The 22,274-nt window shown below is 67.5% G+C and carries 15 protein-coding genes, 3 rRNA genes and 1 pseudogene; 5 read left to right on the top strand and 14 right to left on the bottom strand.

The features are described from left to right. Positions 1–8: 8 nt before the first annotated feature. The 4 genes and pseudogenes from recN to AB3K78_RS02460 all read right to left on the bottom strand — a co-directional run bounded on the left by recN (position 9) and on the right by AB3K78_RS02460 (position 3,671). Complete coding sequence (gene recN, locus AB3K78_RS02475) at positions 9–1,697, bottom strand: DNA repair protein RecN (protein WP_416445879.1); 1,689 nt, start codon at positions 1,695–1,697, stop codon at positions 9–11. Further along, positions 1,694–2,613 (bottom strand): annotated as a pseudogene (locus AB3K78_RS02470) (NAD kinase). Before AB3K78_RS02470 ends, recN begins: the two are co-directional and overlap by 4 nt. A 34-nt stretch (positions 2,614–2,647) precedes the next feature. After that, positions 2,648–3,493, bottom strand: coding sequence for a TlyA family RNA methyltransferase (locus AB3K78_RS02465; RefSeq protein WP_416445877.1), 846 nt, complete (start codon positions 3,491–3,493; stop codon positions 2,648–2,650). Beyond that, the gene (locus AB3K78_RS02460) at positions 3,486–3,671 is read right to left on the bottom strand and encodes a hypothetical protein (protein ID WP_416445875.1); all 186 of its coding nucleotides are present in this window, start codon (positions 3,669–3,671) and stop codon (positions 3,486–3,488) included. Before AB3K78_RS02460 ends, AB3K78_RS02465 begins: the two co-directional genes overlap by 8 nt. A gap of 42 nt (positions 3,672–3,713) precedes the next feature. Between AB3K78_RS02460 and AB3K78_RS02455 the strand changes: the two genes are divergently transcribed. Beyond that, positions 3,714–4,394 (top strand): metal-dependent transcriptional regulator, encoded by a 681-nt coding sequence (locus tag AB3K78_RS02455; RefSeq protein WP_416445873.1) that lies wholly within the window; start codon positions 3,714–3,716, stop codon positions 4,392–4,394. Between the two features lie 151 nt (positions 4,395–4,545). Continuing rightward, positions 4,546–5,772 (top strand): Nramp family divalent metal transporter, encoded by a 1,227-nt coding sequence (locus AB3K78_RS02450; protein ID WP_416445871.1) that lies wholly within the window; start codon positions 4,546–4,548, stop codon positions 5,770–5,772. Between the two features lie 127 nt (positions 5,773–5,899). Here AB3K78_RS02450 and AB3K78_RS02445 read toward each other — a convergent pair whose 3' ends face one another. Further along, on the bottom strand, positions 5,900–6,940 hold the full coding sequence (locus tag AB3K78_RS02445) for an HAD-IIA family hydrolase (RefSeq protein WP_416445869.1): 1,041 nt from the start codon (positions 6,938–6,940) through the stop codon (positions 5,900–5,902). Then, positions 6,937–7,728, bottom strand: coding sequence for a hypothetical protein (locus AB3K78_RS02440; RefSeq protein ID WP_416445867.1), 792 nt, complete (start codon positions 7,726–7,728; stop codon positions 6,937–6,939). The genes AB3K78_RS02445 and AB3K78_RS02440 overlap by 4 nt, the downstream gene beginning before the upstream one ends. Between AB3K78_RS02440 and AB3K78_RS02435 the strand changes: the two genes are divergently transcribed. After that, on the top strand, positions 7,705–8,451 hold the full coding sequence (locus AB3K78_RS02435; protein ID WP_416445865.1) for a hypothetical protein: 747 nt from the start codon (positions 7,705–7,707) through the stop codon (positions 8,449–8,451). The genes AB3K78_RS02440 and AB3K78_RS02435 overlap by 24 nt on opposite strands. Positions 8,452–8,796: 345 nt before the next feature. Here the strand turns inward: AB3K78_RS02435 and rrf are convergent. From rrf to AB3K78_RS02405, 6 genes are all read right to left on the bottom strand, one after another. Beyond that, positions 8,797–8,913, bottom strand: a 5S ribosomal RNA gene (rrf, locus tag AB3K78_RS02430). A gap of 128 nt (positions 8,914–9,041) precedes the next feature. Then, positions 9,042–12,147, bottom strand: a 23S ribosomal RNA gene (locus AB3K78_RS02425). 463 nt (positions 12,148–12,610) lie between these two features. Then, a 16S ribosomal RNA gene (locus AB3K78_RS02420) occupies positions 12,611–14,133 on the bottom strand. The 16S, 23S and 5S rRNA genes sit together here, the layout of an rRNA operon. Positions 14,134–14,725: 592 nt before the next feature. Continuing rightward, positions 14,726–15,532, bottom strand: a complete 807-nt coding sequence (locus tag AB3K78_RS02415) for a nitrilase-related carbon-nitrogen hydrolase (protein ID WP_416445863.1) — start codon at positions 15,530–15,532, stop codon at positions 14,726–14,728. Positions 15,533–15,548: 16 nt separating this feature from the next. Then, on the bottom strand, positions 15,549–16,880 hold the full coding sequence (gene tyrS / locus AB3K78_RS02410) for a tyrosine--tRNA ligase (RefSeq protein ID WP_416445861.1): 1,332 nt from the start codon (positions 16,878–16,880) through the stop codon (positions 15,549–15,551). A 10-nt stretch (positions 16,881–16,890) separates the two neighbouring features. Next, positions 16,891–17,709 carry a DNA polymerase beta superfamily protein gene (locus tag AB3K78_RS02405; protein ID WP_416445859.1) on the bottom strand — a complete coding sequence of 273 codons (819 nt, stop codon included), beginning with the start codon at positions 17,707–17,709 and terminating at the stop codon, positions 16,891–16,893. Positions 17,710–17,801: 92 nt separating this feature from the next. On the opposite strand from AB3K78_RS02405, the gene AB3K78_RS02400 reads away from it, so the two are divergent. Both AB3K78_RS02400 and AB3K78_RS02395 read left to right on the top strand, forming a co-directional pair. Further along, complete coding sequence (locus AB3K78_RS02400; RefSeq protein WP_416445857.1) at positions 17,802–18,491, top strand: ABC transporter ATP-binding protein; 690 nt, start codon at positions 17,802–17,804, stop codon at positions 18,489–18,491. Continuing rightward, positions 18,488–19,822, top strand: a complete 1,335-nt coding sequence (locus AB3K78_RS02395; protein WP_416445855.1) for an FtsX-like permease family protein — start codon at positions 18,488–18,490, stop codon at positions 19,820–19,822. Before AB3K78_RS02400 ends, AB3K78_RS02395 begins: the two co-directional genes overlap by 4 nt. Before the next feature lie 67 nt (positions 19,823–19,889). Here AB3K78_RS02395 and argH read toward each other — a convergent pair whose 3' ends face one another. Both argH and argF read right to left on the bottom strand, forming a co-directional pair. Then, positions 19,890–21,311, bottom strand: coding sequence for an argininosuccinate lyase (argH, locus tag AB3K78_RS02390; RefSeq protein ID WP_416445853.1), 1,422 nt, complete (start codon positions 21,309–21,311; stop codon positions 19,890–19,892). Next, entirely contained in the window at positions 21,308–22,234 is a 927-nt protein-coding gene (gene argF, locus AB3K78_RS02385; protein ID WP_416445851.1) for an ornithine carbamoyltransferase, read from the bottom strand. The genes argH and argF overlap by 4 nt, the downstream gene beginning before the upstream one ends. Between the last annotated feature and the right edge of the window lie 40 nt (positions 22,235–22,274).

Raw genomic sequence — 22,274 nt, 5'->3', positions numbered from 1 at the left:
CGGAACGGCTAGGCCTCGCGTCCGAGCTGGAGGAGCTCGGCGGCGTGCTCGAGCGCGCTCGACGAGTCCGAGAGCCCCGAGAGCAGGCGCGCCATCTCGCCGAGCCGCTCCTCGCCGTCGAGCCGACGGCAGCTGCTCTCGGTGAACCCGCCGGAGGAGTCCTTGACGACCTGGAGGTGGTTGTTCGCGAACGCCGCGACCTGCGCCAGGTGGGTCACGACGATCACCTGGGAGGTGCGCGCAAGTCGCGCGAGCCGCCGCCCGATCTCGATCGCCGCGGCACCGCCGACCCCGGCATCGACCTCGTCGAACACGAAGGTCGGCACCGGATCGGTCGCCGCGACCACGACCTCGAGCGCGAGCATGATGCGCGAGAGCTCGCCGCCGGAGGCACCCTTCGCGAGCGGGCGGGGCTCGGCCCCGGAGTGCGAGCGGAGCAGGAACGTCACCTCGTCCGCACCCGCTCCCCCGAGCTCGCCGGGTTCGACGAGCGCCGAGAACTCCGCGTCGGGCAGCGCGAGATGACGGAGCTCCGCGGAGACCCGTTCGCCGAGCTCGCCCGCGGCCGCACGGCGCAGCTCGGAGAGCCGATCCGCAGCCGCGCGCTCCTCGGAGGCGAGCCGCGCGAGCCGCGCGTCCAGCTCCTCGACGCGCTCGTCGTCGCCGTCGAGCTCGGCGAGACGCAGGGCACCGGTCCCGGCGATCTCGAGCACCTCGGCGAGCCCGCCCCCGAAGCGGCGGATCACGCCGTTGAGCGCCGACAGGCGCTCGTTGGCCTGCTCGAGCTCGCCCGGCCCGTCCTCGTCGAGGTCGCTCAGGTACCCCCCGAGCTCGCGAGTCGCATCGGCGAGCTGGAACCCGATGCCGCGCAGCGCTTCGAGGACTGCGGCCAGACGCTCATCGTGCGCGGCCACCCGTTCCAGCTCCTGCTGGGCCTCGGTGATGAGGCCCGTCGCGTCGCGGTCGTAGGGATCGTCGCCGTCGCCGGCCAGGGCCCGCGCGGCCGCGCTGCTCGCCGCGCGCAGCGCCTCCAGATTGCTGAGCCGCTCGATGCGGGTACGGAGCTCCTCGTCCTCCCCGAGCTGCGGATCGAGCGCGGCGATCTCGTCCAGGTCCTCGCGCAGGCGGACCGCCTCCGCAGCACGGGCATCGTGCGCCGCGCGCAGTTCGGCGAGCTCGGCCGAGAGCGCGGCCCGCTCCTCGTGCAGCTCGCGGTAGGCGGCGAGCGCTTCGGCTACCTCGGCGCCGCCGAAGCGGTCGAGGGTCTCGCGCTGCGCCGACCGGCTCCGCAGGCGCAGCTGCTCGGACTGGCCGTGCACGGCGAACAGCCGCTCGGCGAGGCGCCCGAGGGCGCCGACCGGAGCCGCGGCTCCCCCGACGCTGGCGCGGCTGCGTCCCTCGGAGCTGACCGTGCGGGTGAGGGCCAGTTCGCCCTCTTCGACCGATCCGCCCACCTCGTCGACCAGGTCGACGACCTGCGGGTCGTCGGTGCGGACGAGCCCGCTCACGCGAGCCTGAGCGGCGCCGGAGCGCACCGCGCCCGCGTCGCTGCGGCCGCCCATGAGGAGGCCGAGCGCGCTCACGACCATCGTCTTCCCGGCCCCGGTCTCTCCGGTGATCGCGGTGAACCCCGCTCCCAGCGCGAGGGTCGCGTCGCCGATCACTCCGAGGTCGCGGATCCTGAGCTCTTCGATCACGCTTCTCCTCCGCTGCGTCCGCGCCAGCCCGTCACCGGCAGATTGAACTTGTTGACGAGGCGGTCGGTGAAGACGGCCTCGTCGAGTCGGGCCAGACGCACGGGCCGCGCCGACCGCCGTACTTCGACGACCGAGCCGGAGGGCAACTCCGAGCGTCGACGGCCGTCGCACCAGAGCACCCCTCGCCCACGCTCTGCGGCAGGATCTCGACGGTGAGCACCGAGTCCGGTCCGACGACGAGCGGCCGGTTGAAGAGCGCGTGGGCCGCGATCGGCACGAGCAGCATGGCCTGCACGCCGGGCCACACGACGGGCCCGCCCGCGGAGAAGGCGTATGCGGTGGAGCCGGTCGGGGTCGCGAGCACCACCCCGTCGCAGCCGAAGGAGGAGAGCGGGAGGCCGTCCACGCCGACCGCGACCTCGAGCATGCGCTGGCGCTTCTCGACGCTGGCCTCGTTGACGGCCCAGGTCTCGGCGATGACCGCGCCGTCGAGCGTGGCGCGGACCTCGAGGGTCACGCGCTCCTCCACCGTGTAGTCGCCGGCGAGCACCTGCTCGACGGTGGATGCGAGATCGTGCCGCTCCATCTCGGCGAGGAAGCCGACGTGCCCCAGGTTGACGCCGACGATCGGGCAGTCGGACTCGCGCACCAGCTCGGCGGCGCGCAGGATCGTGCCGTCGCCCCCGAGCACGATCGCGATCTCGAGCCCCGAGACCTCGGCCTCGACGCCGAGCTCCGCCGTTCGGTCGAGCGGGAGATGGGGAGCGAATTCGGCGCGGTCCGCCGGGGCCATCACGGGAGTGACCCCGGCGGCCCGCAGCGCCGTCACCACTTCGATCGTCGCTTCGATGGCTTCGCGCTTCGCGGTGTGCGAGACCACGAGCATGCGGCGGTCGGCCGCGTCGGCTCGGCTCATGTCGCCTCCTGTCGGGGGTTCCGGTGCGCTCCGGTCAGTCGATGGATTCCGAGACGAGCTCGTCGATCCGTGCCTCCCATTCTGTCGGATCCGCGTCGCCGCCGCGCGAGAGATGCACGAGGAACTCCCGGTTGCCGTGCGAACCGGCGATCGGCGAATGCGCCAGTCCGCGCACCGCGAAGCCGTTCCGGGCCGCCGAACCGAGGACCGTGCGGATCGCTTCGGCGCGCAGCGCAGGATCCACCACGATGCCGTCGCGGATGCCGGTGCGTCCGACCTCGAACTGGGGCTTGATCAGCAGGACGAGCTCCGCGAGCGGCGCGGCGACCCGGGCGATGGCCGGCAGGATCAGGGTGAGGGAGATGAAGGAGAGATCGGCGACGACGAGCGTCGGGGCCTCGGCGACGCCCGTGTCTGCGGCGAGGCCCTCGGCGGTGAGCTCGCGGGCATTGCACCCCTCCACCGCGCGCACGCGCGGGTCCGCGCGCAGCTCGGGCACGAGCTGGTCGTGCCCGACATCGACCGCGAGCACTTCGCGGGCGCCTCGTTCGAGCAGCACCTGGGTGAACCCGCCCGTCGACGCACCGAGGTCGAGGGCGAGTCGGCCGGCGGCATCGACGCCGAAGCGGTCGAGGCCGGCGACGAGCTTGTGCGCGCCGCGACTGACGTACCGGTCCGCGCCCGAGACCGCGATCGTCGCGCCGCTGCCGACGCGCGCACCGGCCTTCGTCGCGACCCGACCGTCGAGCCGTACCTCGCCCGCGGCGATCAGCTCGGCCGCGCGGCTGCGGGAGCGCGCCAGGCCCAGCTCGGGGAGCACCCGGTCGAGGCGCTCCGGCGCACCCGCCCAGACCGCGCTGTTCGCGATCCCCTCAGGCACCGGCGCCCTCGTGGTCGCTGCGCTGCAGCTCGGCGAGCAGCTCTTCCGCGATCTGGTCGAATCCGGCCGCCCGCTCCGCGAGCGGCTGCGCCTCGACGAGCGCCGCGCGGTCCAGCAGGCCGTCATCGCCCGCGCTCGCGAACTCCTGCGCCGGCTCGGGGATCTCCTCGGGACTCATGGACCAAGCGTACCGCCGCCCCGAGTTGATACCCTTCGAGGCATGTCCGTCTCCACGCTCTCGGCCAGCAACCAGAACTATCTCAAGGCGATCTGGAGCCTGCAGGAGTGGTCGGACGCCCCGGTGACTCCGTCGACGCTCGCGGCGAAGGCGGGCGTCAAGCTCTCGAGCGCGTCCGACGCGGTCCGGCGCCTGGCCGACCTCGGCCTGATCGACCACGCGCGCTACGGTTCCGTCTCGCTCACCGAGGAAGGACGCGAGCTCGCACTCGCCATGGTGCGGCGGCACCGGCTGATCGAGACCTTCCTCGTGCAGGTGCTCGGCTACCGCTGGGACCAGGTCCACGACGAGGCCGAAGCTCTCGAGCACGCCGTCTCCGACTTCCTCGTCGACCGCATCGACGTGCACCTCGGGCATCCGTCCCGCGATCCGCACGGCGATCCGATCCCCGCGGCCGACGGCACCCTCGAGCTGCCCGACGCCGTGCTGCTCAGCACGCTCACCGCCGGAAGCCTGGCGCGCATCGAGCGGATCTCCGACGAGGATCCGGCGCTGCTGCAGTTCTTCGCGGACCACCGCATCGGCATCGGCACCGAGATCGAGCTGCGCGCCGGCGCGCCCTTCTCCGGCGCCGTCGAGGTGGCGGTCGCCGGCGACGCGGAGTCGTTCCCGCTCGGGCAGGTCGCCCTCGAATCGGTCTGGGCCACCGCCCTCACCGACTGATTCGCTCTGCGAAGGCCCCGCGAACACGGCGTTCGCGGGGCTTTTCGCTGCGCCCAGAATCATAACTACGTTGCGACGTAGTTTCATCTCGCGTATGGTCGTATCACCCGGCGATCCGCGCCGGCCGTCGACCGATCCGGAGGTTCTCGCTGTGACCACGACCGCCCGCCCCGAACGAGGCCTGCTCCGATTGCTCGGTCCCGCGTTCGTCGCCGCCATCGCCTACGTCGACCCCGGCAACGTAGCGGCCAACCTCACCGCGGGCGCCAAGTACGGCTACCTCCTCATCTGGGTCCTCGTCGTCGCGAACGCGATGGCGGTCGTCGTCCAGTACCTGTCGGCGAAGCTCGGCCTCGTCACGGGCAAGAGCCTCGCCGAGCTGCTCGGCGAGCGCATGCCGAAGGCGGGCCGGGTGCTCTACTGGCTGCAGGCCGAGGTCGTCGTCATCGCGACCGACCTCGCCGAGGTCGTCGGCGGAGCGCTCGCGCTCAAGATCCTGTTCGACACTCCACTGCTGGTCGGCGGCATCATCATCGGCATCGTCTCGCTCGCCATTCTCGCCATCCAGGGCCGCGGCCAGCGCCGCTTCGAGCTCGTGATCCTCGCGCTGCTCACCATCATCACCGTCGGCTTCGTCGCGGGGCTGTTCTTCAGCCCGCTCGACTGGGGCGGGGTCGCGGGCGGCATGGTCCCCCGCTTCCAGGGTCCCGAGACCGTCCTGCTGGCCGCGAGCATGCTGGGTGCCACCGTCATGCCCCACGCCATCTACGTGCACTCCACGCTCTCACGGGATCGCCACGGCACGTCCGAGAACCCGGGTGTCGTGCGCCGGCTGCTCCGCGCAACCCGCTGGGACGTCGCGCTCGCGCTCGTCGTCGCCGGCGGCGTCAACATCGCGATGCTGCTGCTCGCCGCCTCCGCGCTCCCCGGTGTCGACGGCACCGACACGATCGACGGGGCTGCGGCCGCGATCAGCGCTCACCTCGGCCCTGCCATCGGCGTGATCTTCGGCATCGGCCTGCTCGCTTCCGGCCTCGCATCGACCTCGGTCGGCGCATACGCGGGCGCCGACATCATGGCCGGGCTCATCAACATCCGCATCCCGCTGCTGCTGCGACGCGCGGTCACGCTCGTCCCGGCGCTGCTGGTGCTCGGGCTGGGCATCGACCCGACGCTCTCGCTCATCGTGAGCCAGGTGGTCCTCTCGCTCGGCATCCCCTTCGCCCTGATCCCGCTCGTCTGGCTCACCAGCCGCAAGTCCGACATGGGCGGATTCGCGAACCGGGTTCCCCTGCAGCTGGTCGCGATCCTCATCACGGTCGCGATCGTGGCCCTCAACGTGCTGCTCGTCGTGCTCACGGCGACCGGCCAGGCCTAGGCCGCCGGGGCCCGGACACACAGCGAGGCCCGGTGGGGCCGATCCGAGGATCGGCCCCACCGGGCCTCGTGGTACCGGGCGGGGTGCGCGCTGCGCGTGCGCCGATCCGGTCGCCGCTTCGGCGGGGTCAGCGCCAGTGGTCGGCGTACAGGATCTCGGGCACCTTGAGTCCGTAGATCGCGAGCCCGGAGGCCCAGATCGCGGCGCAGCCCGCGCGCAGGAGGTTCAGAGGATCGGTGCCCTCGGCGACGACCTCGGCCACGTGCGCGTCCATGCGGACCTTCGCATCGCCGACGACGACGGTGCCGTCCTTCAGCGTGCGCGTCTCGGGGTACGGCTCGAACATCTCGTCGAGGCTCGCGACGATGAAGTCGGGGCGCATGTTCTGGGTGGCGGCGACGAGCTGCTTGGGCCGGTCGACTCCGGTGAGCACGTGCAGCGACGGGATCCCGGCGGCCTGGGCGCCGGCCATGTCGGTGTCGAGCCGGTCGCCGATCATCAGCGCGTTGCGCGTCCCGAAGCGTTCGAACGCGGTCTCGAAGATCGGGGTCTCGGGCTTGCCCGCGAACACCGGGAGGCGCTGGACCGCGGTGTGCACGGCCGAGACGAGGGTTCCGTTGCCGGGCGCGAGGCCCCGGGCGACCGGGATCGTCCAGTCGGTGTTCGTCGCGATCCACGGGATGGGTTCGCGACCGGGCTCCTCGGCGAGTGCGAATGCGGCTTCGGCGAGGTGTTCCCAGCCGACGTGCGGGGCGAAGCCCTGGATCACGGCGTCGGGCCGGTCGTCGGCGCTGCGCGTCATCTCGAAACCGGCGCGCTGGAGCTCGCGCTCGATCCCCTCCCCGCCGACCACGAGCACCCGAGCGCCGGGGGCGACGGTGCGCTGCAGCAGCGCGACTGCCGCCTGTGGGGAGGTCACGATCTCGTGGGCCTCGGCGTTCAGGCCGAGTCGCTGCAGGTGCTCCGCCACGGCCTCGTCGGTGCGTGCGGCGTTGTTGGTGATGTAGCCGAGCGGAAGCTGCGCGGCACCCCGGTTCAGCGCCGCGACCGCGCCGGGGATCGCGCCCTCGCCGCGGTAGACCACGCCGTCGAGGTCCGCGAGCAGCAGCTCGCGCCCCTCGATCGGCGCTGGCCCCGTGGTCGCGACGCGGCGCCCGAAGAGGCTCACCGTCCGGACTCCGCCGCGGGTGCCTCGCCCGCGTCGTCGGCCGGCGCGTCTTCGGCCGGCGCGTCGTCGGCCGGCGCCTCGTCGGCGTCGACTGTGGGCGCATCCTCGGCGGGCGCGGCCTCGTCTTCGGCACCTTCGGGCGCCTCTGCCTCGGAAGAGGCCTCGGCGGAGGCATCCGCGTCGGCGTCGGCGCCCTCGTGCTCGAACACTTCGAAGACCTCGAGCTCGTCGCGAGCTCCGAAGTGGTCGTCGAGGGCACCGGCGGCACGCTCGGCGTTGGCCCACCACTTTGCGGCCTCGGCCTCGCGGCCGAGGTCCTCGAGCACGGTCGCATAGGCGCCGAACAGCTCGGGGCTCCAGGAGTAGGCGCGCTTCGGGTCGAGTTCGGGGATCTCGAGCTCGAACAGGGCCTGCTGCGTCTGGCCGAGATCGAGCCGCGCGCCCGACATCGCGATGGCGACGTGCACGCGCTGTTCCATGTCGAGCTCGGCGTCCTTGGCTTCGAGCCCTGTCTCGAGCGCCTTCTGCGGGCGTCCGAGGCCGCGCTCGCAGTCGATCATGAGTGCCAGGTGCGCGTCGGAGCCGGTGAGGCGACGGTAGGTGCGGAGTTCCCGGAGGGCGAGAGCGAAATCGCCGTTGCGGTATGCGGTGATCGCGAGGGTTTCGCGGGTCACGGGGATCCTGCCGGCGCGGCGGCTGGCTGAGAGCGCGTGCTCGTGCGCCAGCGCCGGGTCGGTGTCGATCAGGAGCGCCACCATGGCGAGGTGACGCGCGACGCGCTCCTGCAACTCGACCTGGAGGGTCTTGAGCTCGTTCCGCGCGGCGGGGTGGAGGTCGTTCGGACGAATGTCGTCCGGGATGATGGGATCCTCGTGTTCGGCGCGGACGGGACGCAGCGAGTGCTGCAGCCGCTCGGCCTCGGTGAACTCGCGGTCGGCACCGCCGCGATCGCTGCGGCCGCCACCGCGGGTTCCGCCGCGTCCGCGGGCGTTGTCGAAGCGGTCGTTCGATCCGCGGTCGTCGCGGCGGGGGCGGTCACCCCGGAACGGACGGTCGCCGTGCGGACGGTCATCGCGACGCGGGCGGTCGCCGAAGTCGCGACGCGGACGATCCTCACGGAACGAACGCTCCCCCTGGCCGCGGTCGTCGCGGCGCGGACGGTCACCCCGGAACTGGCGATCGCCCTGCGGACGATCGTCGCGACGCGGCCGATCGCCGAAGTCGCGACGGGCACGATCCTCACGGAACGAACGCTCCCCCTGGCCGCGGTCGTCGCGACGCGGACGGTCACCCCGGAACTGGCGATCGCCCTGCGGACGATCATCGCGACGCGGCCGATCGCCGAAGTCGCGACGCGGACGATCCTCACGGAACGAACGCTCCCCTGGCCGCGGTCGTCACGGCGCGGGCGACGGTCGTCGTCGCGCCGGGGCCGACGGTCGTCGTCGCGGAAGGGCTTGCGGCCGGCACCGTCGTACCGGGGACGGTCGGCGCGGTCGTCGCGACCATGACGGTCCTGGCGCGGTGCGGGCCGGTCACCGAAGCGGGCACCAACATCTCGGCCGCCACTCCGGGGGCCGTCACCTCGCTTGGGGCCGCGGGAGCCGTCGCGGCTGGATGAGGAGGAGCCGCGCGAGCCGAAGTCGCGAGACCCGAAGTCGCGCCGGCCGTTGCGGTCGCCGCGGTTGCCCCGGTCTCCGTCGTTTCGACGGTCGCCGCGGTCGTTATTGCGGTCGTTGCTCATGTGGCCTCCTCGTGCCTGCGCGTGCCTTCCACGCGCCAATAATAGAAAAGGCCGCCCAGAAGGTGGCACCATCACTGGTGTCTCCTTCTGAACGGCCTCCTCATGAAAAGGGGTCCGGCGGTGTCCTACTCTCCCACACCCTCCCGAGTGCAGTACCATCGGCGCAGTCAGCCTTAGCTTCCGGGTTCGGAATGTAACCGGGCGTTTCCCTGACGCTATAACCGCCGTAACTCTATTGACATACCAAAACCATCACCACCCACACCCCCACAAGAAGGGCTGGCGGCAGGGTCCTTGGCCGTACGTCAAGAACCACAAAGTGGACGCGAACAATCACAACAGGAAATTCTGAAAGTGTAAATCAAGTCATCGGCTTATTAGTACCAGTCAGCTCCACACCTTACGGCGCTTCCACATCTGGCCTATCAACCCAGTCGTCTACTGGGAGCCTCACACACACAAGGTGTACGGAAATCTCATCTCGAGGCCGGCTTCCCGCTTAGATGCTTTCAGCGGTTATCCATCCCGAACGTAGCCAACCAGCCATGCCCTTGGCAGAACAACTGGCACACCAGAGGTTCGTCCAACCCGGTCCTCTCGTACTAGGGTCAGATCCTCTCAAATTTCCAACGCGCGCAGCGGATAGGGACCGAACTGTCTCACGACGTTCTAAACCCAGCTCGCGTACCGCTTTAATGGGCGAACAGCCCAACCCTTGGGACCAACTCCAGCCCCAGGATGCGACGAGCCGACATCGAGGTGCCAAACCATGCCGTCGATATGGACTCTTGGGCAAGATCAGCCTGTTATCCCCGAGGTACCTTTTATCCGTTGAGCGACAGCGCTTCCACAAGCCACTGCCGGATCACTAGTCCCGACTTTCGTCCCTGCTCGACCTGTCAGTCTCACAGTCAAGCTCCCTTGTGCACTTACACTCGCCACCTGATTGCCAACCAGGTTGAGGGAACCTTTGGGCGCCTCCGTTACTTTTTGGGAGGCAACCGCCCCAGTTAAACTACCCACCAGGCACTGTCCCAAGACCCGATCAGGGTCCGTAGTTAGATATCCAGAATGACCAGAGTGGTATTTCAACAATGACTCCACGAACACTGGCGTGCCCGCTTCACAGTCTCCCACCTATCCTACACAAGTCACACCGAATACCAATACCAAGCTGTAGTAAAGGTCACGGGGTCTTTCCGTCCTGCTGCGCGTAACGAGCATCTTTACTCGTAATGCAATTTCGCCGAGTTCATGGTGGAGACAGCTGGGAAGTCGTTACGCCATTCGTGCAGGTCGGAACTTACCCGACAAGGAATTTCGCTACCTTAGGATGGTTATAGTTACCACCGCCGTTTACTGGGGCTTAAATTCAAAGCTTCGACCGAAGTCTAACCTCTCCTCTTAACCTTCCAGCACCGGGCAGGCGTCAGTCCGTATACGTCCACTTGCGTGTTAGCACGGACCTGTGTTTTTAGTAAACAGTCGCTTCCCACTGGTCTCTGCGGCCACCACACCCTTTCCCAAGCAAGTTGGTATAAGCGGATGGCCCCCCTTCTCCCGAAGTTACGGGGGCATTTTGCCGAGTTCCTTCACCACGATTCTCTCGATCTCCTTAGTATTCTCTACCTGACCACCTGAGTCGGTTTGGGGTACGGGCGGCTAAAACCTCGCGTCGATGCTTTTCTCGGCAGCATAGGATCACTGACTTCCCCATACGGGTCCCCATCACATCTCACCCAAAGCCTCTAAATATTACTCAGAGACGGGCTACATGCTTAGCCCGGGACAACCATCGCCCGGGACCAGCTACCTTCCTGCGTCACACCTGTTAATACGCTCACCTCACCAGATCGGGTTCGCAACCTCCACACCCACAGAACCCGAAGGCTCAAAGGATGCTTCACCTGCTTAGCACTCCTGGATCAGCGTTTGACGGTTCTTCGCCGGTACGGGAATATCAACCCGTTGTCCATCGACTACGCCTGTCGGCCTCGCCTTAGGTCCCGACTTACCCAGGGCAGATTAGCTTGACCCTGGAACCCTTGGTCTTCCGGAGGACGGGTTTCTCACCCGTCTTTCGCTACTCATGCCTGCATTCTCACTCGTGTGGCATCCACGACTGGATCACTCCGCCGCTTCACTCGCCACACGACGCTCTCCTACCCATCCATACGGCTGAACCACGAAGGCTTGCCTCAGTACGAATGCCACAACTTCGGTGGCGTGCTTGAGCCCCGTTACATTGTCGGCGCGGAATCACTTGACCAGTGAGCTATTACGCACTCTTTCAAGGGTGGCTGCTTCTAAGCCAACCTCCTGGTTGTCACAGCAACTCCACATCCTTTTCCACTTAGCACGCGCTTTGGGACCTTAGTTGGTGATCTGGGTTGTTTCCCTCTCGACTATGAAGCTTATCCCCCACAGTCTCACTGCTGCGCTCTCACTTACCGGCATTCGGAGTTTAGCTGACGTCAGTAACCTTGTAGGGCCCATCGGCCATCCAGTAGCTCTACCTCCGGCAAGAAACACGCAACGCTGCACCTAAATGCATTTCGGAGAGAACCAGCTATCACGAAGTTTGATTGGCCTTTCACCCCTATCCACAGCTCATCCCCTCAGTTTTCAACCTAAGTGGGTTCGGTCCTCCACGACGTCTTACCGTCGCTTCAACCTGGCCATGGATAGATCACTTCGCTTCGGGTCTAGGACATGCGACTGAACCGCCCTATTCAGACTCGCTTTCGCTACGGCTACCCCACACGGGTTAACCTCGCCACATATCGCTAACTCGCAGGCTCATTCTTCAAAAGGCACGCTGTCACACCTACAAGGGTGCTCCAACGGATTGTAAGCAAACGGTTTCAGGTACTATTTCACTCCCCTCCCGGGGTACTTTTCACCTTTCCCTCACGGTACTAGTCCGCTATCGGTCATCTGGGAGTATTTAGGCTTATCAGGTGGTCCTGACAGATTCACACGGGATTTCTCGGGCCCCGTGCTACTTGGGATACACACCACGCGGTAAAACCATTTCAGATACGGGGCTCTCACCCTCTCCGGCCGCCCCTTCCAAGGCGTTCTCCTATAGCTTCACTCTCACGCTCGAGACTCAGCAGCGTCTCACGGCATGTCCCACAACCCCCAACGTGCAACCCCTGCCAGGTATCACACACGCTAGGTTTAGCCTCTTCCGGTTTCGCTCGCCACTACTCCCGGAATCACATGTTGTTTTCTCTTCCTGTGGGTACTGAGATGTTTCACTTCCCCACGTTCCCTCTACCCGCCCTATATATTCAGGCGGGAGTCACCAGGCACGCACGCGCCCTGGCGGGGTTTCCCCATTCGGAAATCCTCGGATCACAGCTCGTTTATCAACTCCCCGAGGCTTATCGCAGATTACGACGTCCTTCTTCGGCTCCAGATGCCAAGGCATCCACCGTTTGCTCTTCGAAACTTGAAATCACATAAGTATCAGAAACGCTCACACCAACCCAACGGGCCAGCATGAGCAAATTTTTGACCAGTGAGCAGACACCACCCGAAGGCGATGTCCAGCTCAAGAACCAGTACAAGTACTGGTTCGAAGATGCTCGCGTCCACTGTGTAGTTCTCAACGTACGGTCGATCCCACCCCCGCAAGCAACACGTCTTACGGACGAGGGTCAGAGACCCAGTCACCCACACCCCAAAAGGGCGTAGCCGGCTGGTCCTCCAGGACCCAATAGTATGCACCTGGAAGCCTCGACCTCCCCCACCCATGCGTTCCAACAGCCCCTCCACGAGGAAGACGCTGCGTACTAGCACAGGCGACGAAAATCAAGACTTGTCTTGTCGAATGTTCCACCCATGAGCGGCCAGCATCACACGTTCGGTGATGATCTGGCCATTCTGCGGAACCCCGTAGGGTTCCGAGTGCTCCTTAGAAAGGAGGTGATCCAGCCGCACCTTCCGGTACGGCTACCTTGTTACGACTTAGTCCTAATCACCAGTCCCACCTTCGACGGCTCCCTCCACAAGGGTTAGGCCACCGGCTTCGGGTGTTACCGACTTTCATGACTTGACGGGCGGTGTGTACAAGGCCCGGGAACGTATTCACCGCAGCGTTGCTGATCTGCGATTACTAGCGACTCCGACTTCATGGGGTCGAGTTGCAGACCCCAATCCGAACTGAGACCGACTTTTTGGGATTCGCTCCACCTCGCGGTATCGCAGCCCTTTGTATCGGCCATTGTAGCATGCGTGAAGCCCAAGACATAAGGGGCATGATGATTTGACGTCATCCCCACCTTCCTCCGTGTTGACCACGGCAGTATCCCATGAGTTCCCACCATAACGTGCTGGCAACATAGGACGAGGGTTGCGCTCGTTGCCGGACTTAACCGAACATCTCACGACACGAGCTGACGACAACCATGCACCACCTGTATACGAGTGTCCAAAGAGTTGACCATTTCTGGCCCGTTCTCGTATATGTCAAGCCTTGGTAAGGTTCTTCGCGTTGCATCGAATTAATCCGCATGCTCCGCCGCTTGTGCGGGCCCCCGTCAATTCCTTTGAGTTTTAGCCTTGCGGCCGTACTCCCCAGGCGGGGAACTTAATGCGTTAGCTACGACACAGAAACCGTGGAACAGTCCCTACATCTAGTTCCCAACGTTTACGGCATGGACTACCAGGGTATCTAATCCTGTTCGCTCCCCATGCTTTCGCTCCTCAGCGTCAGTTACGGCCCAGAGATCTGCCTTCGCCATCGGTGTTCCTCCTGATATCTGCGCATTCCACCGCTACACCAGGAATTCCAATCTCCCCTACCGCACTCTAGCCTGCCCGTACCCACTGCAGGCCCGAGGTTGAGCCTCGGGTTTTCACAGCAGACGCGACAAGCCGCCTACGAGCTCTTTACGCCCAATAATTCCGGACAACGCTTGCACCCTACGTATTACCGCGGCTGCTGGCACGTAGTTAGCCGGTGCTTTTTCTGCAGGTACCGTCACTTTCGCTTCTTCCCTACTAAAAGAGGTTTACAACCCGAAGGCCGTCATCCCTCACGCGGCGTTGCTGCATCAGGCTTGCGCCCATTGTGCAATATTCCCCACTGCTGCCTCCCGTAGGAGTCTGGGCCGTGTCTCAGTCCCAGTGTGGCCGGTCACCCTCTCAGGCCGGCTACCCGTCGTCGCCTTGGTGAGCCATTACCTCACCAACAAGCTGATAGGCCGCGAGTCCATCCCGAACCGATAAATCTTTCCACCCACACACCATGCGGTGATGGGACATATCCAGTATTAGACGCCGTTTCCAGCGCTTATCCCAGAGTTCGGGGCAGGTTACTCACGTGTTACTCACCCGTTCGCCACTCTTCCACCCAGCAAGCTGGGCTTCATCGTTCGACTTGCATGTGTTAAGCACGCCGCCAGCGTTCGTCCTGAGCCAGGATCAAACTCTCCGTAAAGAAACAAATGCAGAACCACCAGCGGAATAAGCCGACAGCCTGCGAGTTTGACCTGACAAAAACAAACATCATTACTGACGTTCAATTTGTCCAAAAGGAATCGCCATTCACCCACACCCAAAGGCGCGAGTGGACGGGATAATAAATTGGCATTTGACAATCAAGTGCACACTATTGAGTTCTCAAGGACCAGACGCCCCCCGTACTCGCCAAAGCTTTCCGAAAGACAACCTCTCCAACTTACCACACCAAAACCAGACCAGCAACCAACCCAAACGAGCCAGCACCAGCACCCACACGACAACAGCCCTGCAGAACCCCAGCCCCCGAAAGAACCAGAACCACCCGGTAGTGGTAAGAAGCGGATCCTCACTCTAGCACCGCGCCTGCCGACACAACAAGTCGGGGTTTCGATGATCCAGAGGGATCCATCCGCGCTAACCGCCCGAGCCGCTTCCGCGTCCCGCACTGTCGCGCTGACAAGGGAATACATTACGCGCACCCCACCCCACCCGCAACACCACACGTCATCCCGCGCGTGTCCCGTTGAGTTTCCGCGGATCCGGGTGTCGCAGGCCCGAGAAGTCGTATCTCAGGACCAGCTGCGGTAGACGTCCGGGCGTCGATCCGCCAGGTAGTCGGCGGCGCTCGGTCGAGGGGCGGCCGGCTCCGGGATATCGGCGAGCAGGAGTTCCGTTCCCCGACCGGCCATCGCCAGGACCGCGCCCTCCGGGCCGGCCACGGTGCTGAGCCCGGCGAATCCGGCCGTCGGATCCTCGACCGGCGCATCGACCGAACGCGCGTGGTCGGCGTACGCCACCACGATGCGGTTCTCCGCGGCCCGAGCGCGGACCAGCACCTCGGCCACGTAGTCGGACTCGCCGTCGATGGCGGTCGGGACCAGCAGCAGATCCGCACCGCGCGTCGCCAGCGCACGCGCCGGTTCCGGGAACTCGATGTCGTAGCAGATCTGGAAGGCGACCCGACGGCCGTTCCACTCGGCGATGCGCGGCTCCGCGTCGGACGCGACGAAGGCGAGGCGCTCCTCGGCGCCCCACAGGTGCACCTTCTCGTAGCGGAGCACCTCCGCTCCCCCGCGGTCCCAGAGCCCGGCGGCGATCGAGAAGCCGCCGTCCATCCGCGCCGCCGGGAAGCCGGCTGCCACCGCGATCCCGCGCGCAGCCGCGATCCGCGACAGTTCCGCGGGGAACTCGGCGACGCGCTCCGGCGTCAGCCAGCTCGCGAGCGAGCGGGGAACGTACCCGGTCACGAAGAGCTCCGGCACGAGCAGCAGTTCGGCACCGAGTTCGAGCGCATCGGCGGCGGCCGCATCGATCGCCGAGAGATTGCGCTCGGGATCGAGCGGAGACGCCTCCGCCTGCATCAGTGCGATCCGCATGGGGTCCTCCGGACGATCAGCCCTGCGCGAGCCGAACGCCGGCCAGCGTCTTCTTGCCGCGACGCAGCACGGCGAAGCGGCCGTGCAGCAGATCGGATTCCGCGAGCACCGCGTCATCGGCGGCGAGCTGGACGTTGTTGACGTAGACGCCGCCCTGCGCGATCGCGCGACGGGCCTCGCCCAGGCTGCCCACCAGTTCCGCGTCGACCATGAGCTGCACAATCGCCGCACCGGCCTCGGCCTCGGCCGTCTTGAGCTCTCCGAGCGCGCCGGTCAGGGTCTGCAGGTCGAGCGAAGCGAGATCGCCCCGGCCGAACAGCGCCTCGGAGGCGTCGATCGCCCCCTGCGCGGCGGCCGATCCGTGCACCAGGGTCGTCACCTCGAGCGCGAGGCGCTTCTGCGCGGCGCGACGGAAGGGCTCCTCGGCGACCTGGCGCGCGTAGTCCTCGATCTCGGCGCGCGACAGGAAGGTGAACACCTTGAGCCGGTCGATCACATCGGCATCGGCCTGGTTAAGCCAGAACTGGTAGAAGGTGTAGGGCGAGCACATCTCGGCATCGAGCCAGATCGCGTTGCCCTCGCTCTTGCCGAACTTGGTGCCGTCGGAGTTCGTGATCAGCGGGGTGCCGATGGCGTGCGCCGACTGCCCCTCGACCTTGCGGATGAGGTCGGTGCCGCTCGTCAGATTGCCCCACTGGTCGCTGCCGCCCGACTGCAGCTTGCAGTCGTACTGACGGAACAGCTCGAGGAAGTCGAAGCCCTGGAGGATCTGGTAGCTGAACTCGGTGTAGCTGATCCCCTCTTCGGAGTTCAGCCGTGCCGAGACGGCGTCCTTCTTGAGCATGGTGCCGACGCGGAAGTGCTTGCCGACCTCGCGCAGGAAGTCGATCGCCGACAGCGGGGCGGTCCAGTCGAGATTGTTGACGAGACGCACCGCGTTGTCGCCCTCGCTCGACAGGAAGCGCGACACCTGCCCCTGCAGGCGCGTGACCCACTCCGCCACCGTGTCGCGGCTGTTCAGCGTGCGCTCGGCGGTGGGGCGGGGGTCGCCGATGAGACCGGTCGACCCGCCGACCAGCCCGAGGGGCTTGTGCCCCTTCAGCTGGATGCGGCGCAGCAGGAGCAGCTGCACCAGGTTGCCGAGATGCAGGCTGGGGGCCGTCGGATCGAAGCCGCAGTAATAGGTGAACGGGGCGCCCTCGAAGAGTTCGGACAGGGCCCCGGCATCGGTCGAGACGTGGATCAGTCCGCGCCACTCCAGCTCGTCCCACAGGGTCTCGAAGCTGTCGTCGTTGCGCTGGGCCGCCAGGATCTCGGCGCGCTCGTCTACTGCAGTCACGCTCGCCATCGTACCGGGTTCAGCGGGTGGTCCGGCTCCCGGCACGGAGCTCGTCGAGGAACCAGGCATCGGCCCGCGCCCGTACCTCGTCCCACCGCGCTCCGCGCTCCGGACCGTCGAGCACCGCGTCGCGCCGTCCGGCGCGGTCGAGCTCCTGCTCCGTGAAGCGGACCAGGGCCGCAGGGCGTGCTGCGTCCCCGAGCTCGCGCGTGACCGCCTTGGCCGCGATCAGCTCCGCGACCGCGTCCGCGATGTCGGGGCCCACCGACGATTCGGCGATCAGGGTCGGCAGATCCATCGGAGGCAGCGCGGATTCCGGGTGGTCGGCGAGCCAGCGCAGCGCGGCCGCCGGCCGGAGCGCATAGAAGAAGCGCTTGAGCGAAGTCCCGGAGCCCAGCTGCTGCCTGCCGACATGGAGGTAGTGACGTTCGATCAGTTCGCGCGCGACGATCTCGTCGGCGAGCCCGAGCAGCCGGTCGCGGAACGCCGGGTCCCCGGCGTAGACGATGGGCGATCGCAACCACTCCAGCGCCGCCGCATTGCCCTTCGCGATGAGCTTGACCGCCTTCGCGAGGTCCCAACCGTTGACGTCGAACACCCGGTCGAGCGGCGTCTCGATCACGTCGCGGGCCGGCCACAGCGACAGGTAGTCGTCGGACGCCCGCACATAGAGGAACCGGCAGTCGTAGTCGCTGTCCGGGGAGGGGAAGCCCCACGCACGGCTGCCGCTCTCGATCGCCCACGGGATCCGGACCCCGTGCTCGCGTTCCACGAGGGCGAGACGCGCGTCGATCCCCGCGACGGCTCGCGGGTCGAGAGAGTCCGGAATCGTGCGCATGTCCCAGACCCTAGCCGAGTCAGACCCCGGTGCCACAGGGTCGGCACCGCGGGTCGATCCGCCGTCGCAGCCGCTCGACGAGGCTGGATCTCATGACGAACACGATCCTGCAGGCCGCCGGCCTCACCCAGCAGTACGGACCGACCCGGGCGCTCGACGGCGTCTCCATCGCCTTCGCCGAGGGCACGGCCACCGCGATCATGGGAGCATCGGGATCGGGCAAGACCACCCTGCTGCACGCGCTCGCCGGGATCCGCACTCCCGACACCGGCACCGTCCACTACGCGGGCTCAGAGATCAGCGCCCTCTCCGATACCGACCGCAGCCGCCTGCGCCGGGAGCACTTCGGCTTCGTGTTCCAGCAGGGCCTGCTGGTCCCCGAGCTCACCGCGGTCGAGAACGTGGCACTCGCGCTCATGCTCAACGGAACGCCGCGCAAGCAGGCGATCGGCCCGGCCGCGCAGTGGCTCGCCGCGCTCGGTCTCGCCGGGCTCGAGGACCGCCGGATCGGCGAGCTCTCCGGCGGACAGGCGCAGCGCGTCGCGATCGCCCGCGCGCAGGTGACCGGCGCTCGCGTCGTGTTCGCCGACGAGCCGACGGGCGCCCTCGATTCGAGCACCTCCGACGAGGTCATGAACGCGCTGCTCGGATCGACCGTCGGCCGAGGTCGGACGCTCGTCGTGGTGACCCACGATCCCTCGGTCGCGGCGCGCTGCCAGCGGATCGTCACGGTGCGCGATGGACGGATCGTGGCCGACCGCCTCACGGAGGCGGCGCTGTGATCCTCCGGGTACTGCCGCTCCTCTCCCGCCCGAGCCGGCAGGGCTCGAGCGCGCTCGTGCTCCCCGCGGTCGCGTTCCTCAGCGTCACCTCGCTGCTCGCGATCGTGCTCGGCGGCGCGCAGACGTTCTGGGGCTACACCGACGAGATGGCCGCGCTCTACTGGGTCTTCGCGGTCATCGCGCTCGTGCTCCTCATCGTGCCGCTGCTCTCGCTGGGGGCGGCCGCGGCTCGGCTCTCCGCCCGTCGCCGCGACGAACGGCTCGCGATCCTGCGTCTGCTCGGAGCGACCGGTCGCAGCACCGCCGGTCTCGCGGTGGTCGAGGCGGCGGGGATCGCGCTCGTCGGAGCCGTGCTGGGCGCGGGGCTCGCCTACGCGGTGTCGCCGCTCATCGGGCTGATCCACTTCCGCGGACAGGCGCTCGGTGCCGAGGGCGTCGCTCTGCCGCTGTGGGCCTCGGGCCTGCTCGTGCTGGGGGTCGTGCTCGTCGCGACCGTGAGCGCGATCGCCAGCCTGCGCCGGGTGATCATCTCGCCGCTCGGCGTCGCGCTGAAGCAGAGCGCCCCGAAGGTACCGTGGGTGCAGGCGCTCGTCGCCGTCGGCGCGATCCTCATCGCGACACTCGTCGTCAACAACCTCGGCGGTCTCGGGCAGCTCGGAGGCGCCCTCGCGCTCATTGCGGGCGTGGGGGTCGCCTTCGGCATCGCGCTCCTCGCGATCGACCTCATCGGCGCCTGGGTGCTCTCGCTCTTCGGCCGCGGCAAGGTCAAGCGCGCCCAGCGCCCCGCCGATCTCATCGCCGCGCGGCAGGTGCTCGAATCGCCCCGCGCCGCCTGGCGCCAGGTCTCCGGCGTGGCCATGTCGAGCTTCATGGCCGTGTTCGCCGGATCCGGTCTCGCCATCATGAGCCAGGCCGAGAGCGAGGGCGGCCCGACGACCGGACCCGAGCAGTTCCTCCTCGGCGACATCCGCACCGGCATCGTCATCATCGTCATCGGCACGTTCCTCATGGTCGCGTGCTCGGTCGGGGTGAACCAGGCCGCGCAGATCCTCGACCGGCGCGACGTCGCCCGTTCCCTCGACATCATGGGGACGCCCCTCGCCGTGCAGGACGCCGCGCGCCGCAAGGCGACGATGCTGCCGCTCCTGCTCGCCTCCGTCGGGTCGGCGGCGCTCTCCGGGATCCTGCTGTTCCCGCTGCTCGGGATCGCCCTGGTGCTCGCACCGCTGACGCTCGTCGTGACGCTGTCGACGATCGGCGTCGGGATCCTGGTCGTCTGGGGCGCGCTGCTCGCTACCCGCCCGCTGCTGCGCAGCTCGGTCGCCGGCTGACACGAAACGACGCGGCGCGGGGATCCGAAGTCTCGGATCCCCGCGCCGCGTCGTGGTCGGTCCCGCGTCAGGCGCTGCGGAACTCGCCGATCCGCTCGGCGAGACGCGCCAGCTGCTCATCGACGCGCACGCGCGCGGTGCCGCCGGCGCCGGTGCGCGAGTTGACGGAGCCCTCGATGGTGAGCACGTCGCGCACTCCCGGAGTGAGGTGCGTGGAAACCTGGCTCAGCTGTTCGTCGCTCGGCTCGTGCAGTTCGAGTCCGCGCTCCTCGCAGAAGCGCACCAGCTCGCCCGAGATCTCGTGGGCATCGCGGAAGATCACGCCCTGCTTGACGAGCCACTCGGCGACGTCGGTCGCGAGCGAGAAGCCCTGCGGCGCCAGCTCGGCCATGCGCTCGGTGTCGAAGCTCATGGTCGCGACCATGCCGGTGAAGGCGGGCAGCAGCAGTTCGAGCTGCGCGACCGAGTCGAACACCGGCTCCTTGTCCTCCTGCAGGTCGCGGTTGTAGGCGAGCGGGAGGCCCTTGAGGGTCGCGAGCAGGCCGGTCAGGTTGCCGATGAGGCGGCCGGACTTGCCGCGCGCGAGCTCGGCGATGTCGGGATTCTTCTTCTGCGGCATGATCGACGACCCCGTCGAATAGCCGTCGTGCAGGCGGACGAAACCGAACTCCTTCGTGTTCCAGAGGATGATCTCCTCCGAGAAGCGGGAGAGGTCGATGCCGATCTGCGCGCAGATGAAGGCGAACTCGGCGACCACGTCGCGCGCGGCGGTCCCGTCGATCGAGTTCTCGAGCGGGTCGCCGAGGCCGAGCTCCGCCGCCACGAGCCGGGGGTCGAGCCCGAGCGAGGATCCCGCGAGCGCTCCCCCGCCGTAGGGCGAGGCGCTCGCTCGGCCGGCCCAGTCGCGCAGCCGTTCGAGATCCCGCACGATCGGCCAGGCGTGGGCGGCCAGCTGGTGCGCGAGGAGCACGGGCTGGGCGTGCTGCAGGTGGGTGCGGCCGGGCAGGATCGCGTCCGGGTGCGCGAGCGCCTGGTCGAGGATCGCGCCAACGAGGTCGAGCAGCAGGCTGCGGATCGCGTCGGCGTGGTCGAGCAGGTAGAGGCGCACGAGCGTCGCGATCTGGTCGTTGCGGCTGCGGCCCGCGCGGAGCTTGCCGCCGAGCTGCACGCCCGCGATGTCGATCAGGCCGCGCTCGAGCGCGGAGTGCACGTCCTCGTCCTCGTCGCCGGGCAGGAACGCCCCGTCGGCGACTCGGCTCGACAGCTCGTCGAGCGCGTCGCGCATGCGCTTCAGCTCGTCGTCGTCGAGGTAGCCCGCCGCGGCGAGCGCCGTAGCGTGCGCGCGGGATCCGCGGATGTCGTACTGCGCGAGCGCCCAGTCGAAGTGGGTCGACTTCGACAGCGCGGTGAGCGCGGGTGCGGGGCCGCTGGCGAAGCGTCCGCCCCAGAGGGCTCCGGCTTCTGCGGCGCGGTTCGTGTTCTCGGTCATGCGTCTTCCTTCACCAGCCAGGTCATCAGCGCCTTCTGCGCGTGCAAACGGTTCTCTGCTTCGTCCCACACCACGCTCTGGGGGCCGTCGATCACCTCGGGGGCGACCTCGTACTCGCGATATGCGGGCAGGCAGTGCAGGAAGACGGCGTCGGGCTTCGCCTGCGCCATCAGCTCCGGAGTCACGCGGTAGGCGCCGAACGTCTCGATGCGCTCGGCCTTCTCGCTCTCCTGCCCCATCGACACCCACGTGTCGGTGATCACCGCGTCGGCCCCCGCGACCGCGGTGGCCGGGTCGGTGAGCACGGTCACGCTGCCGCCCGTGCGCGCGGCGATCGACTCGGCCTCGGCGATGATGTCGGCGCGGGGATGGTATCCCGCAGGCCCGGCGACGCGGATGTGCATTCCCGCCGTCGCGAAGCCCAGCAGGTAGGAGTGCCCCATGTTGTTCGCGGCGTCTCCGACGTAGGTAGCGGTGAGACCCGCGAGCTCGCCCTTCCGCTCGCGGATCGTCTGGAGGTCGGCGAGGATCTGGCAGGGGTGGAAGTCGTCGGAGAGCGCGTTGATGACGGACACCCGCGAGTGCTCGGCCATCTCTTCGAGCCCCGCGTGCTCGAAGGTGCGCCACACGATCAGGTCGACCATCCGCGAGATGACCTTGGCGGTGTCGGAGATCGTCTCCTTCACGCCGAGCTGCGCCTCTCCCGGGTTCACGATGAGGGCGGAGCCGCCCAGGTCGGCGATGCCGGTCGCGAAGCTGAAGCGGGTGCGGGTCGAAGTCTTGTCGAAGATCACCGCCGCCGTGCGCGGACCCTCGAGCGGTCGCTCCGCGAACCGGTCCTGCTTCAGTCGGGCGGCGAGGTCGAGGACCTCCCGCTGCTCGGCCGGGCTCAGGTCGTCATCGCGCAGGAAATGTCGGGTCACGCGACCAGCCTAGCCGTGCCGGAGCGGGACGACCGACCGC

The sequence above is a fragment of the Leucobacter sp. HNU genome, from assembly GCF_047946755.1.
Taxonomy (GTDB): domain Bacteria; phylum Actinomycetota; class Actinomycetes; order Actinomycetales; family Microbacteriaceae; genus Leucobacter.
Note: the sequence above shows the minus strand (reverse complement) of the source record. Positions and strands in the feature narration are given on the sequence as shown.

Bases quoted from the DNA above. Each gene is read 5' to 3' on its own strand.
- AB3K78_RS02460 (WP_416445875.1), bottom strand. From the start codon at position 3,671: ATGAGTCCCGAGGAGATCCCCGAGCCGGCGCAGGAGTTCGCGAGCGCG.
- AB3K78_RS02455 (WP_416445873.1), top strand. From the start codon at position 3,714: ATGTCCGTCTCCACGCTCTCGGCCAGCAACCAGAACTATCTCAAGGCG.
- AB3K78_RS02415 (WP_416445863.1), bottom strand. From the start codon at position 15,532: ATGCGGATCGCACTGATGCAGGCGGAGGCGTCTCCGCTCGATCCCGAG.
- tyrS (WP_416445861.1), bottom strand. From the start codon at position 16,880: ATGGCGAGCGTGACTGCAGTAGACGAGCGCGCCGAGATCCTGGCGGCC.
- AB3K78_RS02405 (WP_416445859.1), bottom strand. From the start codon at position 17,709: ATGCGCACGATTCCGGACTCTCTCGACCCGCGAGCCGTCGCGGGGATC.
- AB3K78_RS02400 (WP_416445857.1), top strand. From the start codon at position 17,802: ATGACGAACACGATCCTGCAGGCCGCCGGCCTCACCCAGCAGTACGGA.
- argH (WP_416445853.1), bottom strand. From the start codon at position 21,311: ATGACCGAGAACACGAACCGCGCCGCAGAAGCCGGAGCCCTCTGGGGC.